Origin of the sequence: Photobacterium sp. BZF1, assembly GCF_014349205.1 — a bacterium.
In the GTDB taxonomy this organism is placed as follows: Bacteria; Pseudomonadota; Gammaproteobacteria; order Enterobacterales; family Vibrionaceae; genus Photobacterium.
Genome location: NZ_JACSOF010000069.1, coordinates 12,633 through 32,743 on the forward strand (window position 1 = coordinate 12,633; position 20,111 = coordinate 32,743).

A 20,111-nucleotide genomic window follows, 5' to 3' on the forward strand; every position below is an offset into this window, starting at 1 on the left:
AACGGCTGGCCTAGGCCGGCCGTTTTTTCATGGCTTATGACCTTAAGTCATGCTTTTTTGTGGTGCTGTCCAATACCGGTTCACCCATCGTTATTGCACAGCGCTGTCGTATTTCAATAGTTGAGGAATCCATAGTGTCCCGTACTATTATGCTTGTTCCGGTTGGTGCCGGAGTTGGTCTTACTAGCGTAAGCCTAGGTGTGCTTCGTGCAATGGAGCGCAAAGGTGTTCGCGTTTCTTTCTTCAAGCCTATCGCTCAGCCACGCCACGGTGGTGATCAGCCAGATCTAACAACTAACATCATTGCTGCTAACAGCGATATGAAAGTGGCTGAACCTTTCTCAATGGCTTGTGCAGAAGAGCTTATCCGTAACGATAAGAGCGACGTGCTGCTAGAAGACATCGTAGCACGCTTCAAAGAGTCAACCGCTGATTCTGAAGTTGCACTAATCGAAGGTCTTGTTCCAACTCGCAAGCACCCATTTGCTAACCAGATCAACTATGAGATTGCCAAAACTCTAGGTGCGGAAATCGTATTCGTTGTTGCTTCTGGTACAGATAACCCTTCTCAGCTTAAAGAACGCATCGAAGTAGCATGTTCTAACTTCGGCGGTATCAAGAACAAGCAAATCGCTGGTGTTATCGTTAACAAGCTTAACGCTCCTGTTGACGCAGAAGGCCGTACTCGCCCTGACCTATCAGAAATCTTCGACGACGCTGAAGCCACTGTACCTTCAAACGTTGAAGTTATGCAGGTATTCAACTCAAGCCCAATCCGTGTACTAGGCTGTGCACCTTGGAGCGCTGAGCTGATCGCGACTCGTTCAACTGACATCGCCAAGCACCTGAACGCTGAAATCATCAACGAAGGTGATATCGCAACTCGCCGTATTAAGAGCATCACTTTCTGTGCACGTTCTATCCCGCACATGGTTGAGCACTTCCGCCCAGGCTCTCTGCTAGTAACTTCTGCAGACCGCCCAGACGTTATCGTTGCAGCATGTCTTGCAGCAATGAACGGCGTTGAAATCGGTGCCCTACTGCTTACAGGCGGCTACGAGCTACCTAAGCCAGTTATGGACCTTTGTGAGCGCGCATTCGAAACAGGCCTACCTGTTATGACTGCGATGGGTAACACTTGGCAGACATCTCTGAACCTTCAGAGCTTCAGCCTAGAAGTACCAGCTGACGATAAAGAGCGTGTTGAGCTAGTTAACGAATACATGGCAAGCCACATTGATGGCCAGTGGATTGAATCTCTAACTGAAGGTTCAGCTAAAGAGCGTCGTCTAAGCCCACCAGCATTCCGTTACGAGCTAACTGAACTTGCTCGTAAAGCGGCTAAGCGTATCGTTCTGCCAGAAGGCGACGAACCACGTACTGTTAAAGCAGCAGCTATCTGTGCTGAGCGCGGCATCGCTGAATGTGTGCTTCTTGGTAACCCAGAAGAGATCAAGCGTGTTGCTGAGCAGCAGGGCGTGACCCTAGGTGCTGGCGTAACTATCATCAACTCTGATGAAGTACGTGAAAACTACGTTGCTCGCCTTGTAGAGCTTCGTGGCGCTAAAGGCATGACTGACGTTGTGGCTCGTGAAAAACTTCAGGATTCTGTTTTCCTTGGCACAATGATGCTAGAAAACGACGAAGTTGACGGCCTGGTTTCTGGTGCGGTTCACACCACTGCGAACACAATCGTTCCTCCATTCCAGATCATCAAGACTGCACCAGATGCGTCTATCGTATCTTCTGTATTCTTCATGCTACTGCCTGACCAGGTACTGGTATACGGTGACTGTGCGATCAACCCAGATCCAACAGCTGAGCAGCTAGCAGAAATCGCTATCCAGTCTGCTGACTCTGCAAAAGCATTCGGCATCGAACCTCGCGTGGCAATGATCTCTTACTCTACCGGTACTTCTGGTAAGGGTGCAGACGTTGAGAAAGTACGTGAAGCAACCAAGCTTGCTCAAGAGAAGCGTCCTGATCTAGTGATCGACGGTCCTCTTCAGTACGATGCTGCGATCATGGAAAACGTTGCTGCTTCTAAGGCGCCTAACTCGCCTGTAGCAGGTAAAGCAACTGTATTCGTATTCCCAGACCTAAACACTGGTAACACGACTTACAAAGCGGTACAGCGTTCTGCAGACCTAGTCTCTATCGGTCCAATGCTTCAGGGCATGCGTAAGCCAGTTAACGACCTGTCTCGCGGCGCACTAGTAGACGACATCGTTTACACCGTAGCTCTTACTGCGATCCAGGCTAAACAAGCTGATGACGCTAACAAGTAATATTGAGTTACTTGCATAATCTTTCAATGCCCCGCACTGCGGGGCATTTTTTTACCCATATAAAATCAATTTCTTATATATCCCGCTGAATATTTATTCCTTCTTTTTTCACGCAACTGACATCATATAGTGACCGAATTCACAATACCCACATAAAGAGTATGATTATTCGTTAACGGAATGTTTTTTCGGAACTTGTATACCACTTTTGGCGTAGTTGATGGTTTATAAACCCAGGTTAAGAACTTAGTGCAGAAGTTCGAGCGGTTTTTGACTTATATGAAACAAGGATAATGGAATAATGTTCTGGATACACCTGTTATTACTGCTAGCTGTCATTTTGATCGGTATACGCCACGGCGGTATCGCCTTTGGTCTACTCGGGGGCCTTGGCGTCTCTGTAATGACATTTGTTTTTGGCATCGCCCCGGGCCAACCGCCTGTCGGCGTTATGCTTATCATCCTCGCAGTGGTTGCCGCCTCTGCCACCCTTGAGGCCACCGGTGGCTTGAAGCTACTGGTTAAATTTGCCGAGCGCCTGCTTCGTAAACACCCGGAGCATGTGGTATTCCTTGGCCCGATTTGTACTTACTCACTAACAGTACTGGTTGGTACCGGCCACTCGGTCTACCCGCTACTGCCTGTTATCTATGACGTCGCCTATAAAAAAGGTATCCGCCCTGAGCGTCCGATGGCAATGGCCACCGTTGCTTCGCAAATGGGTATTACTGCCAGCCCAATCGCTGCGGCGGCTGCCGTTGTAATGGCAACTGCGATGGACAACAACCTCGATATCAACCTCATCAACGTTTTGATGGTTACCATTCCAGCCACCTTCGGCGGCCTGTTGATTGCCTGTCTATGGAGCTTGAAGCGCGGTAAGGACTTGGATAAAGATCCAGAATTCCAAGCACGCCTTGAAGACGAAGAGTTCCGCAGCAGCCTGGTTGATCCTGATCAGGAAGGTTCTGCCGAAGAGGAAGCAGAGCACGAGCGTACCGCGAAGAAGGGCCTTACTGTGTTCTTGCTCGGTATCCTTGCCGTTGTCGGTATCGCCCTGTTCAGCAAGCAGGTACTGCCGCAAGGTGTTGGTATGTCGGTTGCTATCCAGTTCATGATGCTATCGGTCGGTGCGGTTATCCTGCTAACCACTAAGATTTCACCTAAGCGTATTGTTAACAGCAACGTATTTATTGCCGGTATGAGCGCGGTGATCACCATCTTCGGTATCGCATGGTTCAGTGACACGATTATCGGCCACCATAAAGAGTACCTCGTTGGCTTGGTAAGCGGCATGGTGAACGTTTACCCATGGACCTTTGCCTTTGCGATGTTCTTCGTGTCTGTGTTCCTGAAGAGCCAGGCAGCCGTGCTGACTATTATGATGCCACTTGGTTTTGCCCTTGGTATCGACCCTGCAGTACTGATTGGTGTGCTACCGGCGTGTTACGCTTACTTCTTCTTCCCGTTCTACCCAAGTGATCTCGCTGCTATCAGCTTCGACCGCTCGGGCACTACGGCAATCGGTAAATACGTATTGAACCACAGCTTCATGATCCCAGGCTTTATTGGTGTGGGTTCGGCAACGATTATTGGTTATTTCATCTCTATGATGGTGAACTAAGCCAACCCCGAAATAAAAAAAGGCCGCTACATCCGTAGCGGCCAACATGTCAGACTCGAATCAACACAAGAAATAAAAAACTAACTCAATACCAAGCTAGTAAACGTAGAACACGGTACTCCCCACTTACTTGTTGCGTAAGTAGATAATCCAATAACCCATACCGACAAACACACCACCACCGATGATGTTCCCCAGTGTCACCGGGATCAGGTTATTGATAACAAAATTGCTAAGGGTCAAGTCGGCAAAATCCGCCGGGTTCATGCCCGACATCTGCCAAAATTCAGGAGTGGCCAGGTGCTTGATACCAATAGCCATCGGTACCTGGAACATGTTGGCAATACAGTGCTCGAAGCCCGATGAAACGAACATCGCTACCGGTAGGATCATCACCAGGATCTTATCTGTCAGGGTACGGCCGCTGAAGGTCATCCATACCGCCACACACACCAGCACATTACACATTACGCCCAAGGCAACGGCCTGCATGAAGTCATGGTGCAGCTTATGCTGGGCAATTTGCATCGCATTGATACCGACCGCACCGCTGCCAGACATGTACTGCTTGGTCATCAGCATGATCGCAACAAGCATCAGGGCACCAAGAAGGTTACCGATATACACCACGCCCCAGTTGAGCCACAGGCTCTTCCAGCTGATCTTTCCACTTGCACGGGCAACAAGCGTCAACACAGAACTGGTAAACAGCTCGCCACCGGTGATTACTACCAGGATCAGGCCTAGGCTAAATGCCAAACCACCGATAAAACGCGACATCCCCCACGGCATGTCACCGGCACCAGTAGTAACTGTGGTATAGAACACAAACGCAATACCAATATGCATCCCAGCGGTGATCGCCAGTAGCAACGACTTCATCGGATCTTTGGTGGCCTTGCTTACACCTACCTCGGCCGCTTTCTCCGCCATTTGTGGCGGTAATAACGAATCAAACTGATTCTGACACATATTGTTTGGCACCTGACACATCTTGAAATACACAAAAATAAGGAGGCGAGGATAGTGACTTTTATCACACAAATATTCAAGGGTTCGCCAAAACAATAATTCGAGATATACGAACGAATTGCTCGGATATTTCGAATCAACAAATATTGTAAACATCGAGCAACAAATCCGTACGCCAAAGATTCAAATCGCGCTAACATGCCGTCACATTGCAACTACATTTATACCCACATGTGCATAGCAGTGGAATCTTATGCACAGCCTTAAGGCTGCAAACAAGATATACCGAGATCAAAAAAGGCGGCTAAATAGCCGCCTTCTCGATACTTGATGAATTATTTTTCAATTACGCCAGTTCAACCTGGCAGATGATCTCATCATCAAAAGAGAGCACCTTGAGCGTATTGTCTTCCAGTAGGCCATAGCTGGCCTGATACTCACCACGAGGAATCGTCACCGAACCTGGATTATAGACATAAAGGGCACCTTTCTTTTCAGCAACAGGAAGGTGGGTATGGCCTGACACCACTACGTCACCATCACGTAGGCGCGGGTGCTTGTCAGCGTTGTAAAGGTGGCCGTGGGTCAGAAACAGGCGGCGGCCATTTGGCAGCAGTACCAAGTTGTAGTCTGCCATCATCGGGAATTCCAACAGCATCTGATCAACATCACTGTCGCAGTTACCACGTACTGCGGTGATCTTCTCGGCATGCTGGTTCAACTGCTCAGCCACATCAATCGGTGCGTAGCCCGCAGGTAGTGCGTTACGTGGACCGTGATTGAGTACGTCGCCAAGTAGGATCAGGTGGTCAGCACCACTCTGCTCGAACTTTGCCAGAGTACGGCGGGTGCTGTCGGCACAGCCGTGGATATCAGAAGCAAAAAACAATTTCATGTCAGGAGATCTTTCTTTGGTACAGGATGCCTGTGATCCTACACCTAAGCCTATGACAATGCCATTGCACTAACCGTTACGATTCTTCCCGCAGCATGCCGTTCAATACGATGTTGTTATAGCTCACCATACCGATAATATGGCCACTCTCGATGACCGGTGCGCGGCTGATACCAAAACGCTCAAACAAGCGGGCACAGTAGCGGACATCCATGGTGGCACTGACCGACAAAGCTGGCTTGGTCATGATTTCATAGATATTGGTCCGCTCGGGGGAACGATCCAGCGCCAACACCTTTTTGGCAATATCGTTCATTAGCACAATCCCGTACTCATCGTCTTCATTGCGCTTATTGACGATCAACGCTTTGACTTGCTTTCGTTTAGCAATACGAATCGCCTCTGCCACTGTTGTCAGTCCTTCAACCGTCGCGTAGGTGTCCATCATCACATCCCGTACCCGGACCAAGGTGTCATCACTCATAGCTTCGCCTCAACAACTTTGGTTAATGTTTCAACCTGGTGGGCCACCCCCACCGCATCTTCGACATCGAGCTGGACAGCAATACCTTGCCCAGAGGAAGAGTCAAAATCCCCGACCCGCTCGATGGTTTCCAGAATCGTCCTGGCCAGATGCTCCTCGACCACAAACAAGATCACATCCCGCTGGACATCGAGCCCAAGGCCAAAAAAGGTTTTTTTCTGGTACAAACCTTCGCCGCGGGCATTGTTGATCACCGTTGCCCCTGTCGCCCCGGCTTTGCGCGCAGCATCCAACACGGCATCGGTTTTCGCATCTTCTACAAAGGCCAATAACAACTTAAATCGCATTTCCTTCTCTCCTCTTAGCCTGTCTTGCCGACAGTTGGGCATAAGCCATCACTGTGATCATCGGAAACAGGCTGGCAAACGCAATGAGCCCAAACCCATCGAGCATCGGGTTTCTTCCCGGCACAGTGGAGGCCAACCCCAGCCCTAATGCCGTGACTATAGGTACCGTCACCGTCGATGTTGTTACCCCGCCGGAGTCATAGGCCAAGGGGACAATCATCTTCGGTGCAAAGTAGGTCTGTACCACCACCACGCAGTACCCCGCCAAGATGTAATAATGAAGCGGGTCTCCGGCGACAATCCGGTAACTGCCGAGGGCAATGCCCACCGCGACCCCGAGCGCAACAGCGATACGCAGGCCGTTAACACTTATAGTATCGCCCGAAACCTGATTCGCTTTTATGGCCACAGCAATCAAAGAAGGCTCAGCGATAGTCGTACTAAAACCGATGGCCGCGGCAAAAATGTATACCCAGTAATACTGGGTCCAGGGAATAACATCCGGGATCCCTTCCCCACTATCGAACAAGAAATCCATGGCTGTCAGTTGGGCTGCCATAGACTCCCCTAGAGGGAATAGCGCCAGTTCGAGGCCAAGCAGGAAAAATGACAGGCCGATGACGACATAAACGAACCCTAGCGCGACCCTAGGCCAGTTGGTGACCGGGCGGCGCAACACGACAAGCTGGAAACCGAAAATAATAATGGCAATCGGTATGACATCTCGCACTGTCATCAGCAAAGTGGAGAAAAAGTGGGGAATAATCCCATTGAGCTCTGTCATCCCAATCCTCCTAGTGCACCAGCATGCCGTAGGCCATTACAAATATCATCGGTGTCAGCGAGGCAAAAGCGATCAAGCCAAAACCATCAACTATCGGGTTACGGCCTTTTATCGACGAGGCTAGCCCAACCCCTAGCGCCGCCACCAGCGGGACGGTAATGGTCGATGTCGTCACCCCACCGGAGTCATAGGCAATCCCGACAATGGCTGGAGGGGCAAACCAGGTCATGATCATCACGAGCAAGTAGCCTCCGATGATCATCCAGTGGATTGGCCAGCCTTTCAAAATACGTATCACCCCGAGCATAATGGCAATACCGACCGACAGAGCCACCGTCAAACGCAATCCTGTCGCATAGTCCAGTTGGCTTTTGGCATCTGTCGCTATCAGCCCCCCTCTAGCAGCAACCTTAGCGGCTTCTGCTGACACTGCAGTAAGCGCAGGCTCGGCAATTGTGGTACCAAACCCTAGGCAGAACGCGAAACACAGTAGCCACCATACGCTTCCTTTACTGGCAAAGGAGCGTGCCATTGACTCGCCGATTGGAAACAATCCCATTTCCAGCCCGAATACAAACAGGGTCAGACCTATCACAACAAAGGCTAGGCCAACCAGAATCGGGCCGAGCTGGGGCATTGGTTGCTGCAGAACCACTAATTGGAAAAAGCCTATCACTAAGATGATCGGCAATAAGTCACGTAGACTGGAAAGCAGGGATTTCAGCAGGGCGAGTACAAACGACATTCCACCTCCTGGCTGTCGCCCGGTAATCAAAAAAGGGTATACCTTCAAGGTACTCCCCAAACGGATATAGACACAGCTTTTATGTGCCAACACGAGAGCTAGCCCACATAACAAGATGGCATAAAGAAGATAGTTAGCGATACCAAGCCTTTGGTTTAGCTATACTTATGCCGAGAGCCATACCAATATGGGCAAAGGCATTGCCTAAAAGGAGAAGTATGAAGATATTAGTGACCGGCGGAACCGGGTTTATCGGCTCGGCCTTGATCAATGCGCTCAAGCAACATGATATCACCGTGTTGAGCCGTGACCCGGCCAAAGCGAGTCAAAACCTAGGCGGTAAGATTAACACCGTCGACTCCCTTGACCCATTCGATAACCTTGATGACTTTGATGCGGTCATCAACCTCGCCGGTGAGCCGATCATCAACAAACGCTGGAGCCCGCAACAAAAGAAGAAAATCTGCCATAGCCGCTGGGGCCTGACAGAGCAGTTAGCTGCAAAAATCCAAGCTGGCAGTCAACCGCCCCATACCTTCATCAGCGGATCGGCAGTAGGGATTTATGGCGACCAGAAAGACACCGTCATCGACGAGTCATTTGCCATCAGTGATCATGTCAACCACGAAGATTTTGCCCACCACGTCTGCCAACGTTGGGAAGAGATTGCGCTCGGTGCAGAGAGCGAGCAAACCCGGGTCTGCCTGCTCCGGACCGGTATTGTGCTGGGGAAACATGGTGGTGCCCTGGCAAAAATGCTTCCCCCCTACCAACTTGGCCTCGGCGGGCCGATTGGCAATGGCTCGCAATATACGCCTTGGATCCACCTTCAAGATATGGTCGATGCCATAGTGTTCCTACTGGAAACGCCAACGGCAAAGGGCGCTTTCAACCTCACTGCGCCAGAACCCGTCACCAATAAGCTATTTAGCCAAGCGTTAGCCAAAGCGCTGCGACGCCCCCACCTTTTTTTCACCCCGGCTTTCGTGCTCAAGCTGGCCCTTGGCGAAGCGGCCTCGTTGTTACTTGAAGGCCAACGGGCTATACCGAAGAAGCTCGAAGATCTCGGCTATGGCTTTCAATACACAACCATTGAGGTGGCACTGGGTGACATTGTTTCCAGGTGATAGTTTTTCAAAGTGATAATACTTCAAGGTGATCTTGTTTCCGGCTGACCTTCCATCACCGCCCTTGTGAATACAGACCAAATTCTACAAAAAAGGCTCCCCGGTAAGCGTAACCGGGAAGCCTTCAAAAACCACAATAACTGGATACCGTTTTACCTAGCCCCGCACCGGTTGCAACAAGCTATTGATCATCGAGCGGATAATCACAACCACCAGCAACAACGACAGCATCGGCACAACCAGCCACATTCCCGGGTGCCAGCTTACCGGCAGTTCAAAGCCCCATTTGACCAAAGCCGCAACGACAGCTTCAGCACCGGCCGCCGCCATCACACCTGCCAGCAAGGCCATAATGCCATATTCGCCCCACACCGTAGCCGAGACTCTTTTGCGGCTGGCACCCAATGTCCGGTATAAACGGATTTCGTCCCGGCGCTGGGCCAAGCTCAGGCGCAGTAAGGTCATCACCAGCAACAGGCCACTGACCACACCTAAACCGGCCAGCACCGACAGGGACAAAGAGACCTGCTGCATGATGCCCTGGATACGGGTTGCCATAGTGCGCAAGTCCATCAAAGTAACAGTTGGGTAGTCTCGGCCAAGCTGGTTAATAACATCCTGCTGGTCGGCTTCAATACGGAAACTCACCAACCAAGTCGCTGGCAACTCGGCCACCACATCGGGGGTGAATATAAAATAGAAGTTTGGCCGCATATTGCGCCATTCAACATCGCGGATACTCGTGACCCTAGCACTGAACGGCTGGCTGTTGACATTGAAAGCGAGGGTATCCCCCAAGCCAATCCCCAAACGTTCGGCAATACCGGATTCTACCGATACCCCATTGGTTGCTTGCCACTCCCCGGCTATCACCTCGTTATGTACAGGAATAGAATCACGCCAGGTAAGGTTAAGCTCACGACGCAATGATTCATCGCGATCCTGCCTATCTCCCTGCAGGGAGCGCTCGAGCAAATCCTCATCATTGATATGGGTTATCCGACCACGGATCACCGGATAGCTATCGGATCGCATCACACTCTGCTGATCCAGATAGTTGAGATACTCCCCTTGCTGCTCTGGGCTGATATTCAAGGCAAACACATTCGGTGCGTCTGCCGGAAGGGTTTGTTGCCAGTCAGCCAACAGATCAGAGCGAAGCAGCCAAATCACTGTCAGCAGCATCAATGAGCTAGTCAGGGCGGCCAACTGGGCCCCGGTCGCCATCGGGCTGCGGTTGATCCGGCTCAGCGCCAAGGTAATCGCTGGCCCCCAGCGGCCCCGCTTGAGCCCCCTGACAATAGAGACACCCACCACGGCAAGAATGACAAGGATTGCCGCTAATCCCAACAAGGTCAGCCACATCAACCCATTGTTTCCCAGCCACAGCAACCCTGCCACCAATGGCAATAGGGCCAGAGCATACCCCTTGTTGCTGGTTTTCCAGCTATCCATTCGCTGTATTACCGAGATAGCAGGCGCATCCACCAGCTTTAATAGCGGAATGCCCATGCCCGGGATCGCAACCAGCAAGGCAACGAGTACACTTACAACCAGCGGCGTAAAGCCAATCCCCGGCAAGGGATCGGGCAATACATCCACCAAAGGCACCCGCAGCAAATACTCCAACAAAGCACCAATCGCTACCCCTGCGATCAGTGCAAGACCAAATAGCATACCGAGCTGGCGGGCCAACCATTGCCACAACCAGTTCTTGCTCGCCCCCAAACTTTTCATCATTGCCACAACCTCGGTCCGGGTCGAGGCATAATGCATACAAGTCAGCACCAAGGTGGCAGTCGCCATCAAGATCACCAAAATTAGCGTCAACGACAGGTACTGGCGGGCTTTTTCAATCACATCACCCGTTCGCCCTTGTGAAGTTTCACTCAACCAGCGCTGTCCCGGCTCAAGTTCGACTTGCTGCTGCAATGCTTTGAGCTGGCTATCTGCACCAGTGAAGTAAGCCCGGTATTGGACTCGGCTACCCGGCTGGATTGCCCCGGTGTTATCCAGGTCATCGGCATGAATGAGCACGGCCGGCATTTGGCTGAACGGATTGAACGACAGCTCCGGCTCCTGGACGATTGTCCCGCTAACCTTGAGCTCGGCATCACCAATAGCCAAGACATCTCCGGGTTGGACCTTCAACAGATCAAATAACCGCTCCGCGAGCCATAACTCACCGGGCTGCACCTGATGGTGGATACCGGACGGGCTTTTCAGCTCAAGCTCCCCCCTTAGCGGGAAGTCACTCTCAACGCTTTTGACACTGACAAGCTGCATGGCTTCATCACTGAAAGCCATGGTCCCGAAGCGTACCTGTTGGGAGACGACCAACCCAAGCTGCTCCGCCTTGTCCACAGTCGGTTGTTCAACCGGGTTGGCCGAGCGGAAGACCAAATCGGCCGCAATCATGGATCGACCCTGATCGACCATGATCTTCTCAACCCTCACTACCAGGGCCGCTAAGGCAAACACACAGGCGATGATCAGTGTTAGGGCCACGGCGACCGGCCATAACTGGCCATGCCAAAGTTCGCGCCAGCTCCACTTGAGCAGCATCGAACGGTTGGTAGCCGGGGAATCGGATTGGATTTCTGTCATTTCAGTCATGCGGCTACCAAACTCCCACTTTCAAGTGTCAAGGTCCGGTCACAACGCTGGGCTAGCTGGGGATCATGGGTCACCAGTACTAAGGTAGTGCCGTGATCGCGGTTGAGGGCAAACAGCAGCTCGATGATATTGGCTGCAGTATGCTGGTCCAGGTTACCGGTCGGCTCGTCGGCAAACAGCACCTTGGGCCGGGTCATAAATGCCCTAGCTAGAGCTACACGTTGCTGCTCCCCCCCTGATAGCTGTGCCGGTAGGTGAACTTCCCTACCGTCTAACCCGACTTTTTCAAGCAGCTCGCGTGCCCGCCCTTCATCGGCTTCCTCTCCCTTGATGATGGCAGGTAACATCACGTTCTCCAGAGCCGACAACGACGGGATCAGCAAAAAGCTTTGGAATACGAAGCCGATGCTGTCACTTCGCAGTGCCGCCCGCGCCTCGTCATCCATGGCAGCCAATGGCTTGCCTAGCAACTCAATGCTACCTTGGCTTGGGATATCAAGTCCGGCCAGCAAGGTCATCAGCGTCGACTTGCCCGCCCCTGAAACTCCCACCAAGGCAATTGCCTCGCCCTGCTCGACCTCGAGCGAAACATCCTGCAAAATGGTGAGCGACGATGATGCTGTCGTCACCTGCTTGGACACTGATATAGCTTTAATCACGGATGTAGACATGATGCGATTCCTTTCAGTAATCTTTTTTCTTGTTTTCACTCAGCACGCCCTCGCGGCCAAACTGATGGTACTGGGCGATAGCCTCAGTGCCGGTTACCAGATGCAGGCCGAACAAAGTTGGCCGAACCTACTGGATGCTGAGCTTGAAAAATATGGCCATGATGTCACTGTGGTCAACGCCAGTATCTCCGGCGACACCACAGGCAATGGGATGGCTCGGCTTCCCCGCCTACTCGAGCAACACCAACCCGATTTCGTCTTGATTGAGTTGGGCGCCAACGACGGGCTCAGAGGATTTCCTCCTACAACTATACGCAATAATCTCAGTGAGATGATCACTGAGATCGAGCAAGCAGGTGCTTACCCGCTGCTGATGCAGATATTTGTACCGCCAAACTACGGCAAGCGCTATAGCGACCAGTTCGCAAAAGTGTATCAAGATATCAGTGAGCAACTGGAGATCCCATTGCTGCCCTTTTTCCTCGAGCACATTATCCTCAAGCAGGAATGGATGATGGATGACGGCCTGCATCCCAAGCCTGATGCCCAGCCGTGGATAGCAGATTTCATGGCCAAAGAGCTTGCCCCACACCTTTAATTCAACTGACAAGGATGCCCTCAATGACGGCAACAAACCCGCTCCGAATCCTGATCACCGGCTGCAGCAGCGGCATCGGTTATTACTGTGCGAAAACACTGCACCAGCAAGGCCACAAGGTTATCGCTAGTTGCCGGCAACAAGATGATGTCAAGCGCCTACAGGACGAAGGCCTGCACTGTGTGCTGATGGACATGGACAACGAAACCTCAATCGAGCAAGGGTTTGCCGATGCGCTGGCAATCGCTGGAGGCACTCTGGATGTTTTGTTCAACAATGCCGCCTACGGCCAACCAGGCGCGCTGGAAGACTTACCAACCCAAGCCCTACGCCAGCAATTTGAAAGCAACCTGTTTGGCTGGCACCACCTAACCCGATTGGTTATCCCAGTGATGCTGGCCCAAGGCAACGGTAAAATTGTCCAGAACAGCTCGGTACTGGGCCTAGTTGCCATGAAGTACCGTGGCGCCTACAACGCCAGTAAATTTGCCCTAGAAGGCTATACCGATACTCTACGCCTCGAACTGAGCAACACCCCAATCAAGGTCAGCTTGATCGAACCCGGCCCGATTGAGAGCCAGTTCAGGGCCAATGCCAAGGCAAAATTCGAGCAATATATTGATAAGGGCAACTCACGCCACCAAACCAGTTACCAAAATACGCTAGACCGATTAGGTAAAGACTCGCCGTCAAGCAAATTCACCCTAGGCCCGGAAGCGGTGTTGAAGCCATTACAAGCCATTATGGGAACCGCAGAGCCAAAGGCCAGATACTACGTTACACAGCCCACTTATATCTTTGGTTTCCTGCGCCGTATTTTGCCTACCCGGTTACTCGATTCCCTGTTGGTCAAAAGTGATTAATAAACTGAATTAGCCATCGCCCCAAACATAACACTGGCGAATGGCGCTCAATAAATACACAGCAAAATAAGTCACTTACCAATAACCGAGATCAAAAAAGCACCACTGGGGACCAACAAACCTGAAAAAACACTGAATAGGCCGGCGGAAGCAGCGTTTCCGCCAAAAAAAACAAGAAATGTCATATTTGTGTCACACAGCACGGTTAAGCTTGTAGTGTAAATTGAGGTTGTTCCCTACCGACCTTTAATTTCCCTGTAACCGTTCCGATAAAGAATAAAGAAAGGTGTGACAATGACATTACGCCAAATAAATATCCTTTGCGTGTGTGTGACACTCGCATTGCTGTTGACGTTTCAATAAAAATGGAGAGCCGGGCTCTCCATTTTTATTTGTTTCGACAGCGCCAGCGTATCCCTATTTAGCCACGACCATCACCTTCTCACTGTTTCACCTTGAAAATCCTCGCCTTCCCCCCCATAACTATCACAACGAAGAAATTTATGGCCTACGCGCTTTTTCAAAAGTCCAGGGAGTGAAGATAAACCCATGTATGACCAACTAGCCATCGAACTGAACGAACAGAATCTGCAACAGGTGATCGAGCAATCGATGCAAACCCCAGTGGTGATCAGTTTCTGGGCCCCTTCTATGCCTGAGACGGCCGAAGTCAACCAAATCTTGGAAAAGCTGGCGGCGTCCTACCAAGGCCAAGTCACCCTGGCGACCCTTAACTGTGAAGCCCAGCCAATGGTCGCAGGCCAGTTTGGCGTTCGCAGCTTGCCAACCGTTGCCGTATTCAAAAATGGCCAACCGGTTGATGGCGCAGCCGGTCCGCAGACCGAGCAAAGCCTGATGGAAATGTTGGCCAAACACCTGCCAAGCCCAGAGGAACTGGCGCTGAAAGCGGCACTGGAGCAAGTCGACAACCAACAATATAACGAAGCATTGCCGGTACTGCGTGAGTTGGCGACCCAATTCACCCAAAACAGCGTGATCAACCTCGCTCTTGCCGAATGCCTGCTAGGAACGTCTCAATACGATGAGGCAGAAACCCTACTTGCAACCATTCCGATGCAAGATCAAGATGCCAAGTACAAAGGATTGATGGCAAAACTAGAGCTACACCAACAAGCCAGCGATTCGCCGGAAATCCGCCTGTTAGAAGAGAAACTGGCCGCGGAACCTGGCAACAACGAAATTGCCTTTGAGCTTGCCGTACAATACAGCCAAGTTGAACGTGCGGAAGAGGCATTGGAACTACTTATCGGCCTGCTTCGAAAAGACATGAACTTTGCCGATGGTGGCGCCAAGAAAACCATGATGGACATCCTGGCTGCACTTGGCCAAGGTAATGCTGTCGCCAGTAAATACCGCCGCCAGCTATACTCACTGCTTTACTAAGCGAACGGGTTTAATCGGCAAACTTGAGAAGGCAGGGTTATCCCTGCCTTTTTTCATGGGAGGAAGGTTATCTTGTGAGGGCATTATCCATGCCGACACAGCCCTTCAATGATCGGGCAACTTGCCCCCTCATCGCCCGGGCACTGCTTGGTCAAAGTTTCCAAGGTTTGCTTCATTTCCAGCAGCTCTTTGATCTTCTCATCAATCTCCACCAGCTTTTGCTCTGCCTTGGCTTTGACATCGGCACTACGTCGTTGAGGATCACGGGAAAATGCCAACAACTCACGGCCTTCATCAAGGGTAAAGCCCACCAAGCGCGAACGCCGGATCAGGTGAAGTTCATCGATATGTTTGGCACTGTATTGGCGGTAACCGTTCGCCGCCCTGCCCGGCGGTGAAATAATGCCCTTGTCTTCGTAAAACCGGATGGTCTTAGTCGTCAGCCCAGTCTGCTGGGACACTTCACTGATATTCATACTCAGCCTTACAGTTAATGGAAGGTTAGCGTCATTCTATTGCTTTTCTCGGTGGTATTCAAAATGTATTGACCTTCCAGTTGATGGAAGCTTTATGATTACCTTAAATGAATCAAACTGTCTTATCAGTAAGGCTTCAAAATGGTCGAGTTAACCCTACCGCTACGAAAAGTACGATGCATGAACTGCGCGAACAAAATCAAAGCGGCCCTCACAGAATTACCGGGCGTCGAGTCTGTCGACGTCAATACCGAGCAAGCTAACCTGCAGGGCACCTTTGCCCCTTTGGCAGCAATCGATGCCATTTCCCAGCTTGGCTATGAAGCAGGTTATCAATACCAGCTACCACTAGCAGGCCTGTCATGCTGCAAGTGTGTACGTAAGGTCAAGGAAGCGCTGGACAGCCAACCTGAAATTTTCTCTTCTGATGTCAGCAAAACAGAGCTAACGGCAACGGGTACGCTACCTGAAGCAAAATTAATTGAGTTAATTGAATCTCTCGGTTTCACTGTACCTTCTGATCATACAGAGCAACCAGCAGTGACGCCGACTACCTATGAGCTCTCCTTGTCCGGCCTAAGCTGTGGTAAATGTGTCGCCAAAGTCGAAGCCTTACTCAAAGAACATGCCGATATCGACAGTTTCTCGGTGGGCAAAACCCATGCCAGCGTTAAAACCTCGCTGGCGCAGGCTGAGGTTATCGGCTTGATTGAATCGGTTGGGTTTGGCGCCGCACCTACAAGCAAAACCACCACTAGCGACAAGGCTGAAACCGTTTCAGGCAAAGCCACTGCTGATGTACCTCACGACAAGGGGGAAATGTCGGATAACGAAGCGACCTCACTGCAGTTCATCTTATCAGGGATGACCTGTGCCAGTTGCGTCAGCTCAGTCGAGAAAGCGATTCTCAGCGTACCCGGCGTTTCATCCACCAGTGTCAATTTGGCTGAGCGGACGGCGTTGGTAAGCGGTAATGCCCCAAGCAATGAGATCATCCAAGCGGTTGAAGACGCAGGGTACCAAGCTGAATTATCCGAAGACGAACTGACCCGGCGCCAACGCCAACAGGCACAGAATGAGAAGGTATACCGCCAACACATCAAGAATGCTTATATCGCGCTGGCTGTCGGTGGGCCATTGATGGCATGGGGCGTTTTCGGTGGCAGCATGATGATAGCGTCCCGGGCTGACCAAATCGGCTGGGGTGTGGTCGGGATCATCACCCTGGTTTTGTTGGCTACCGTCGGCAAGCACTTCTTCGTCAATGCCTGGAAAGCGTTCAAACACCACCGGGCAACCATGGACACCCTTGTCGCGCTGGGTACCGGCGCAGCATGGCTGTATTCAACTTTCGTTGTGCTCGTGCCCGATTTGCTACCGATGCAAGCCCGCCATGTCTACTTCGAGGCATCGGCAATGATCCTAGGCCTGATCACGTTGGGACACGCCCTTGAAGCCCGCGCCCGGAGCCGGACCTCCAAAGCGCTAGAACAGCTGATGGATTTACAGCCTCAAACTGCCATCATTGTCGACAATGGCGAAGAGCGCGAAGTGCCGCTTGCTGATGTCCGTACCGGTATGGTGCTGCGCCTCCATCCCGGCGCTAAAGTCCCGGTTGATGGCACCATCCTCGAAGGCCAGAGCTATATCGATGAGTCTATGCTGACCGGAGAGCCGATCCCGGCCAACAAGAAAACAGGCGATACCCTCCATGCAGGTACCATCAACCAACATGGTAGCTTATTGTTTACGGCAGAGAAAATTGGCCGCGATACCATGCTTGCAAGGATTATCGATTTAGTACGCCAAGCGCAAAGCAGCAAACCGGCCTTGGCCCGGCTGGCCGATACCATTTCAGCCATTTTTGTGCCTGCCGTCATGATCATCGCCATCGTTACCGCCATGATTTGGTACTACTTCGGGCCGGATCCTTCATCGGTGTATATGCTGGTAACGGCAACAACAGTGCTGATCATCGCATGCCCTTGTGCACTGGGCCTTGCCACCCCAATGTCGGTCACCGTCGGGGTTGGTCGTGCGGCTGAATACGGTGTGCTGATCCGCAACGCCGAAGCGCTGCAAATTGCAGCCGATGTCGATACTGTTGTGCTGGATAAAACCGGCACTCTTACCGAAGGTAAACCTGCCCTTGTCAGCAGCAACTGTTACAACAGCTTCAACAAAGGCCAATTGCTGACCTTGGCAGCTAGCCTCGAGCAAGGCTCCGAGCACCCGCTGGCAACAGCCATTGTCAACGCCGCCAAAGCCGAAGCCCTTAGCCTAGAGCCGCAACAGAACTTCCAAGCCCAACCCGGCTATGGCATCAGTGGTGAAGTGTTGGGCCACACTGTCCTGCTGGGCAACCAGAAGCTGATGGCTCAACACCAGATTGATATTGACCAAGCCCAGCAAGCCACTGACAGTGCCAGCGAGCAAGGTGCGACCCCAATCTATGTCGCCGTCGACGGCCTACTGGCTGGTTTACTGGCCGTTAGCGACCCTATCCGCCATGATTCGGTTGCCGCTATCAAGCGCCTGAAGAACATGGGGCTGGATGTGATCATGTTGACGGGTGATGTCCCAGCTACAGCGAATGCCATCGCCAAGCAAGCGGGTATCGAACATGTCATTGCAGGTGTGTTGCCTGATGGCAAGGCTAGCGAAGTGGAGAAAATCCAGGCCCAAGGCAAGCGAGTGGCCATGGTCGGAGACGGCATCAATGATGCGCCCGCACTGGCCCAGGCCGATATCGGTATCGCGATGGGCAGCGGCAGCGATGTAGCAATAGAAAGCGCCCAACTGACGCTGGTCCGCCACTCCCTTCATGGCGTACCTGATGCGCTGCAGCTTTCCAGAGCCACCCTGCGCAATATGAAGCAAAACCTGTTTGGGGCCTTTGTCTATAACACCTTAGGCATCCCTGTCGCGGCCGGTATCCTGTTCCCGTTTACGGGCGCATTGCTCAGCCCGGTTGTCGCGGGGGCAGCCATGGCACTGTCTTCCATCACCGTGGTCAGCAATGCTAACCGCTTGAGGCTGTTCAAGCCTGACGGTGAAGAAAGGCAAACCGTAAAGTCCCACTCACAGCCACAGACGGAGAATTAATATGGTCGCTATCATTGGGTTCCTTGCCATTGCCTTTATTGTCTGGTGGTTCTGGCTCCAGCCTAAAAAGTAACTCTTTAGCCCTATCCGATCCTATAGTGAGCTGATATAACAATTAGATATCTGGTTATTTCAGCCCACAGGATCATTATGCTCAAAGCACTCTTCACCCGGGCAGCCTTACTGCTGCCCTTCATCACGACCAGCTTGGTAGCCGAACCTTTAGTTTGGCAAGCCCAAGATGCCCACCGCCAATTTATCATCCTCGGCTCCATCCATGCCGGCGACGACGGTTTCTACCCGCTGCCAACGGCGTTTACTTCCCATTGGGAAAGTGCCGATGCCCTTGTGGTTGAAGCCAACATCCTCAAGCCAAGCTCGGCGCAGCTCAACCCAACCGTCGCAACCACCGCCGAGGTGTTAACAGACACTGAAAAACAATCTTTAGCCGCGACCGCCAAACTCGCCGGTTTATCTTCCTCACCACTGCTAAGCTCCCCACCCTGGCTGGCTGCAATCAGCTTGCAGATGAAAATGGCTGAACAAGCAGGCCTTAGCCCAGACAGGGGGATAGATATCACCCTACTCAAACGAGCCCAGGCCAGCCAATTACCAATACTCGAACTTGAAAGCATCGAAAAGCAACTGCGCTTGATGGAGCAACTGGACGATCATGGCAAAAACCTACTGATGGCCACGGTCAATGAATGGGACGAAATGGCAGGCCAGCTTTCTTGCCTGATCGATGCATGGCAAGCCGGCGACCAAGCACAGCTTGATACCCTGTTTGACGAAAGCCAGTATGACGACGATACCGATGCAGCCCTAATCGTCGATCGCAACCACGACTGGGCGGATAAACTGATTGGGGATCCTACCTACCAGCAAGGAAAGTTCCTGATAGTCGTTGGGGCGATGCATCTATTGGGAGAGGAAGGGCTACCTGAATTGCTCAGGCAAAAAGGCTTTTCAATCAAGCAACTGAGCCAAAGTAAACAAGCGTCATGCAGTTAATGGCGTGGTGGTGGAGATGCGCTAACAAACTGCGCTATTCACCGACGTCAGAAATGAAAAAAGCCCCAAACTACGCGTCCCGGACTTTCGCTGTAGGC

The 20,111-nt window shown here is 51.8% G+C and carries 17 protein-coding genes and 1 pseudogene; 8 read left to right on the forward strand and 10 right to left on the reverse strand.

The genetic code is table 11. The features are described 5' to 3' along the window. Positions 1-134 precede the first annotated feature (134 nt). Complete coding sequence (pta, locus tag BIZ37_RS16225) at positions 135-2,288, forward strand: phosphate acetyltransferase (protein WP_370577377.1); 2,154 nt, start codon at positions 135-137, stop codon at positions 2,286-2,288. Between the two features lie 122 nt (positions 2,289-2,410). On the opposite strand, the pseudogene BIZ37_RS30665 reads toward pta, so the two are convergent. Further along, a pseudogene (locus tag BIZ37_RS30665) lies at positions 2,411-2,536 on the reverse strand (hypothetical protein); the annotation flags it as partial. A gap of 53 nt (positions 2,537-2,589) precedes the next feature. Here BIZ37_RS30665 and BIZ37_RS16235 point away from each other — a divergent pair. Next, positions 2,590-3,912 carry an anaerobic C4-dicarboxylate transporter gene (locus BIZ37_RS16235; RefSeq protein WP_187462356.1) on the forward strand — a complete coding sequence of 441 codons (1,323 nt, stop codon included), beginning with the start codon at positions 2,590-2,592 and terminating at the stop codon, positions 3,910-3,912. 126 nt (positions 3,913-4,038) lie between these two features. Here the strand turns inward: BIZ37_RS16235 and focA are convergent, their stop codons facing one another. From focA to BIZ37_RS16265, 6 genes are all read right to left on the reverse strand, one after another. Then, a complete protein-coding gene (focA, locus tag BIZ37_RS16240; protein ID WP_107300595.1) occupies positions 4,039-4,884 on the reverse strand; it encodes a formate transporter FocA in 846 nt (281 codons plus the stop codon). 346 nt (positions 4,885-5,230) lie between these two features. After that, positions 5,231-5,779 (reverse strand): phosphodiesterase, encoded by a 549-nt coding sequence (gene yfcE, locus BIZ37_RS16245; RefSeq protein ID WP_187462357.1) that lies wholly within the window; start codon positions 5,777-5,779, stop codon positions 5,231-5,233. A gap of 76 nt (positions 5,780-5,855) precedes the next feature. Beyond that, entirely contained in the window at positions 5,856-6,263 is a 408-nt protein-coding gene (locus tag BIZ37_RS16250) for a CBS domain-containing protein (RefSeq protein ID WP_107300593.1), read from the reverse strand. Then, positions 6,260-6,610 (reverse strand): P-II family nitrogen regulator, encoded by a 351-nt coding sequence (locus BIZ37_RS16255; RefSeq protein WP_107300592.1) that lies wholly within the window; start codon positions 6,608-6,610, stop codon positions 6,260-6,262. Before BIZ37_RS16255 ends, BIZ37_RS16250 begins: the two co-directional genes overlap by 4 nt. Continuing rightward, the gene (locus BIZ37_RS16260; RefSeq protein ID WP_187462358.1) at positions 6,600-7,394 is read right to left on the reverse strand and encodes a DUF1538 domain-containing protein; all 795 of its coding nucleotides are present in this window, start codon (positions 7,392-7,394) and stop codon (positions 6,600-6,602) included. The genes BIZ37_RS16255 and BIZ37_RS16260 overlap by 11 nt, the downstream gene beginning before the upstream one ends. A 10-nt stretch (positions 7,395-7,404) precedes the next feature. Next, positions 7,405-8,139 (reverse strand): DUF1538 domain-containing protein, encoded by a 735-nt coding sequence (locus BIZ37_RS16265; RefSeq protein ID WP_187462359.1) that lies wholly within the window; start codon positions 8,137-8,139, stop codon positions 7,405-7,407. A gap of 218 nt (positions 8,140-8,357) precedes the next feature. Between BIZ37_RS16265 and BIZ37_RS16270 the strand changes: the two genes are divergently transcribed. Next, a complete protein-coding gene (locus BIZ37_RS16270) occupies positions 8,358-9,266 on the forward strand; it encodes a TIGR01777 family oxidoreductase (RefSeq protein ID WP_187462360.1) in 909 nt (302 codons plus the stop codon). A gap of 156 nt (positions 9,267-9,422) precedes the next feature. Here BIZ37_RS16270 and BIZ37_RS16275 read toward each other — a convergent pair whose 3' ends face one another. After that, positions 9,423-11,882 carry an ABC transporter permease gene (locus BIZ37_RS16275; protein ID WP_370577378.1) on the reverse strand — a complete coding sequence of 820 codons (2,460 nt, stop codon included), beginning with the start codon at positions 11,880-11,882 and terminating at the stop codon, positions 9,423-9,425. Then, a complete protein-coding gene (locus BIZ37_RS16280; RefSeq protein WP_187462361.1) occupies positions 11,879-12,553 on the reverse strand; it encodes an ABC transporter ATP-binding protein in 675 nt (224 codons plus the stop codon). The genes BIZ37_RS16275 and BIZ37_RS16280 overlap by 4 nt, the downstream gene beginning before the upstream one ends. On the opposite strand from BIZ37_RS16280, the gene tesA reads away from it, so the two are divergent. The 3 genes from tesA (at position 12,552) to BIZ37_RS16295 (ending at position 15,418) form a co-directional block, all read left to right on the forward strand. After that, a complete protein-coding gene (tesA, locus tag BIZ37_RS16285) occupies positions 12,552-13,151 on the forward strand; it encodes a multifunctional acyl-CoA thioesterase I/protease I/lysophospholipase L1 (RefSeq protein ID WP_107300586.1) in 600 nt (199 codons plus the stop codon). The genes BIZ37_RS16280 and tesA overlap by 2 nt on opposite strands. Positions 13,152-13,174: 23 nt before the next feature. Next, positions 13,175-14,014 (forward strand): SDR family oxidoreductase, encoded by an 840-nt coding sequence (locus BIZ37_RS16290; RefSeq protein ID WP_187462362.1) that lies wholly within the window; start codon positions 13,175-13,177, stop codon positions 14,012-14,014. Between the two features lie 549 nt (positions 14,015-14,563). Beyond that, positions 14,564-15,418: a co-chaperone YbbN gene (locus BIZ37_RS16295; protein ID WP_187462363.1), complete on the forward strand. Its 855-nt coding sequence runs from the start codon at positions 14,564-14,566 to the stop codon at positions 15,416-15,418. Between the two features lie 83 nt (positions 15,419-15,501). On the opposite strand, the gene cueR is transcribed toward BIZ37_RS16295, so the two are convergent. Next, on the reverse strand, positions 15,502-15,894 hold the full coding sequence (gene cueR, locus BIZ37_RS16300; RefSeq protein ID WP_107300583.1) for a Cu(I)-responsive transcriptional regulator: 393 nt from the start codon (positions 15,892-15,894) through the stop codon (positions 15,502-15,504). Between the two features lie 141 nt (positions 15,895-16,035). On the opposite strand from cueR, the gene BIZ37_RS16305 reads away from it, so the two are divergent. Together BIZ37_RS16305 and BIZ37_RS16310 are read left to right on the forward strand one after the other, a co-directional pair. Beyond that, positions 16,036-18,999: a cation transporter gene (locus tag BIZ37_RS16305; RefSeq protein WP_187462364.1), complete on the forward strand. Its 2,964-nt coding sequence runs from the start codon at positions 16,036-16,038 to the stop codon at positions 18,997-18,999. Between the two features lie 150 nt (positions 19,000-19,149). Then, positions 19,150-20,013 (forward strand): TraB/GumN family protein, encoded by an 864-nt coding sequence (locus BIZ37_RS16310; RefSeq protein WP_187462365.1) that lies wholly within the window; start codon positions 19,150-19,152, stop codon positions 20,011-20,013. The last annotated feature ends 98 nt before the right edge of the window (positions 20,014-20,111 follow it).

Bases quoted from the DNA above. Each gene is read 5' to 3' on its own strand.
- BIZ37_RS16235 (WP_187462356.1), top strand. From the start codon at position 2,590: ATGTTCTGGATACACCTGTTATTACTGCTAGCTGTCATTTTGATCGGT.
- focA (WP_107300595.1), bottom strand. From the start codon at position 4,884: ATGTGTCAGAATCAGTTTGATTCGTTATTACCGCCACAAATGGCGGAG.
- yfcE (WP_187462357.1), bottom strand. From the start codon at position 5,779: ATGAAATTGTTTTTTGCTTCTGATATCCACGGCTGTGCCGACAGCACC.
- BIZ37_RS16250 (WP_107300593.1), bottom strand. From the start codon at position 6,263: ATGAGTGATGACACCTTGGTCCGGGTACGGGATGTGATGATGGACACC.
- BIZ37_RS16255 (WP_107300592.1), bottom strand. From the start codon at position 6,610: ATGCGATTTAAGTTGTTATTGGCCTTTGTAGAAGATGCGAAAACCGAT.
- BIZ37_RS16260 (WP_187462358.1), bottom strand. From the start codon at position 7,394: ATGACAGAGCTCAATGGGATTATTCCCCACTTTTTCTCCACTTTGCTG.
- BIZ37_RS16265 (WP_187462359.1), bottom strand. From the start codon at position 8,139: ATGTCGTTTGTACTCGCCCTGCTGAAATCCCTGCTTTCCAGTCTACGT.
- BIZ37_RS16270 (WP_187462360.1), top strand. From the start codon at position 8,358: ATGAAGATATTAGTGACCGGCGGAACCGGGTTTATCGGCTCGGCCTTG.
- BIZ37_RS16275 (WP_370577378.1), bottom strand. From the start codon at position 11,882: ATGACTGAAATGACAGAAATCCAATCCGATTCCCCGGCTACCAACCGT.
- tesA (WP_107300586.1), top strand. From the start codon at position 12,552: ATGATGCGATTCCTTTCAGTAATCTTTTTTCTTGTTTTCACTCAGCAC.
- BIZ37_RS16280 (WP_187462361.1), bottom strand. From the start codon at position 12,553: ATGTCTACATCCGTGATTAAAGCTATATCAGTGTCCAAGCAGGTGACG.
- BIZ37_RS16290 (WP_187462362.1), top strand. From the start codon at position 13,175: ATGACGGCAACAAACCCGCTCCGAATCCTGATCACCGGCTGCAGCAGC.
- BIZ37_RS16295 (WP_187462363.1), top strand. From the start codon at position 14,564: ATGTATGACCAACTAGCCATCGAACTGAACGAACAGAATCTGCAACAG.
- cueR (WP_107300583.1), bottom strand. From the start codon at position 15,894: ATGAATATCAGTGAAGTGTCCCAGCAGACTGGGCTGACGACTAAGACC.
- BIZ37_RS16305 (WP_187462364.1), top strand. From the start codon at position 16,036: ATGGTCGAGTTAACCCTACCGCTACGAAAAGTACGATGCATGAACTGC.
- BIZ37_RS16310 (WP_187462365.1), top strand. From the start codon at position 19,150: ATGCTCAAAGCACTCTTCACCCGGGCAGCCTTACTGCTGCCCTTCATC.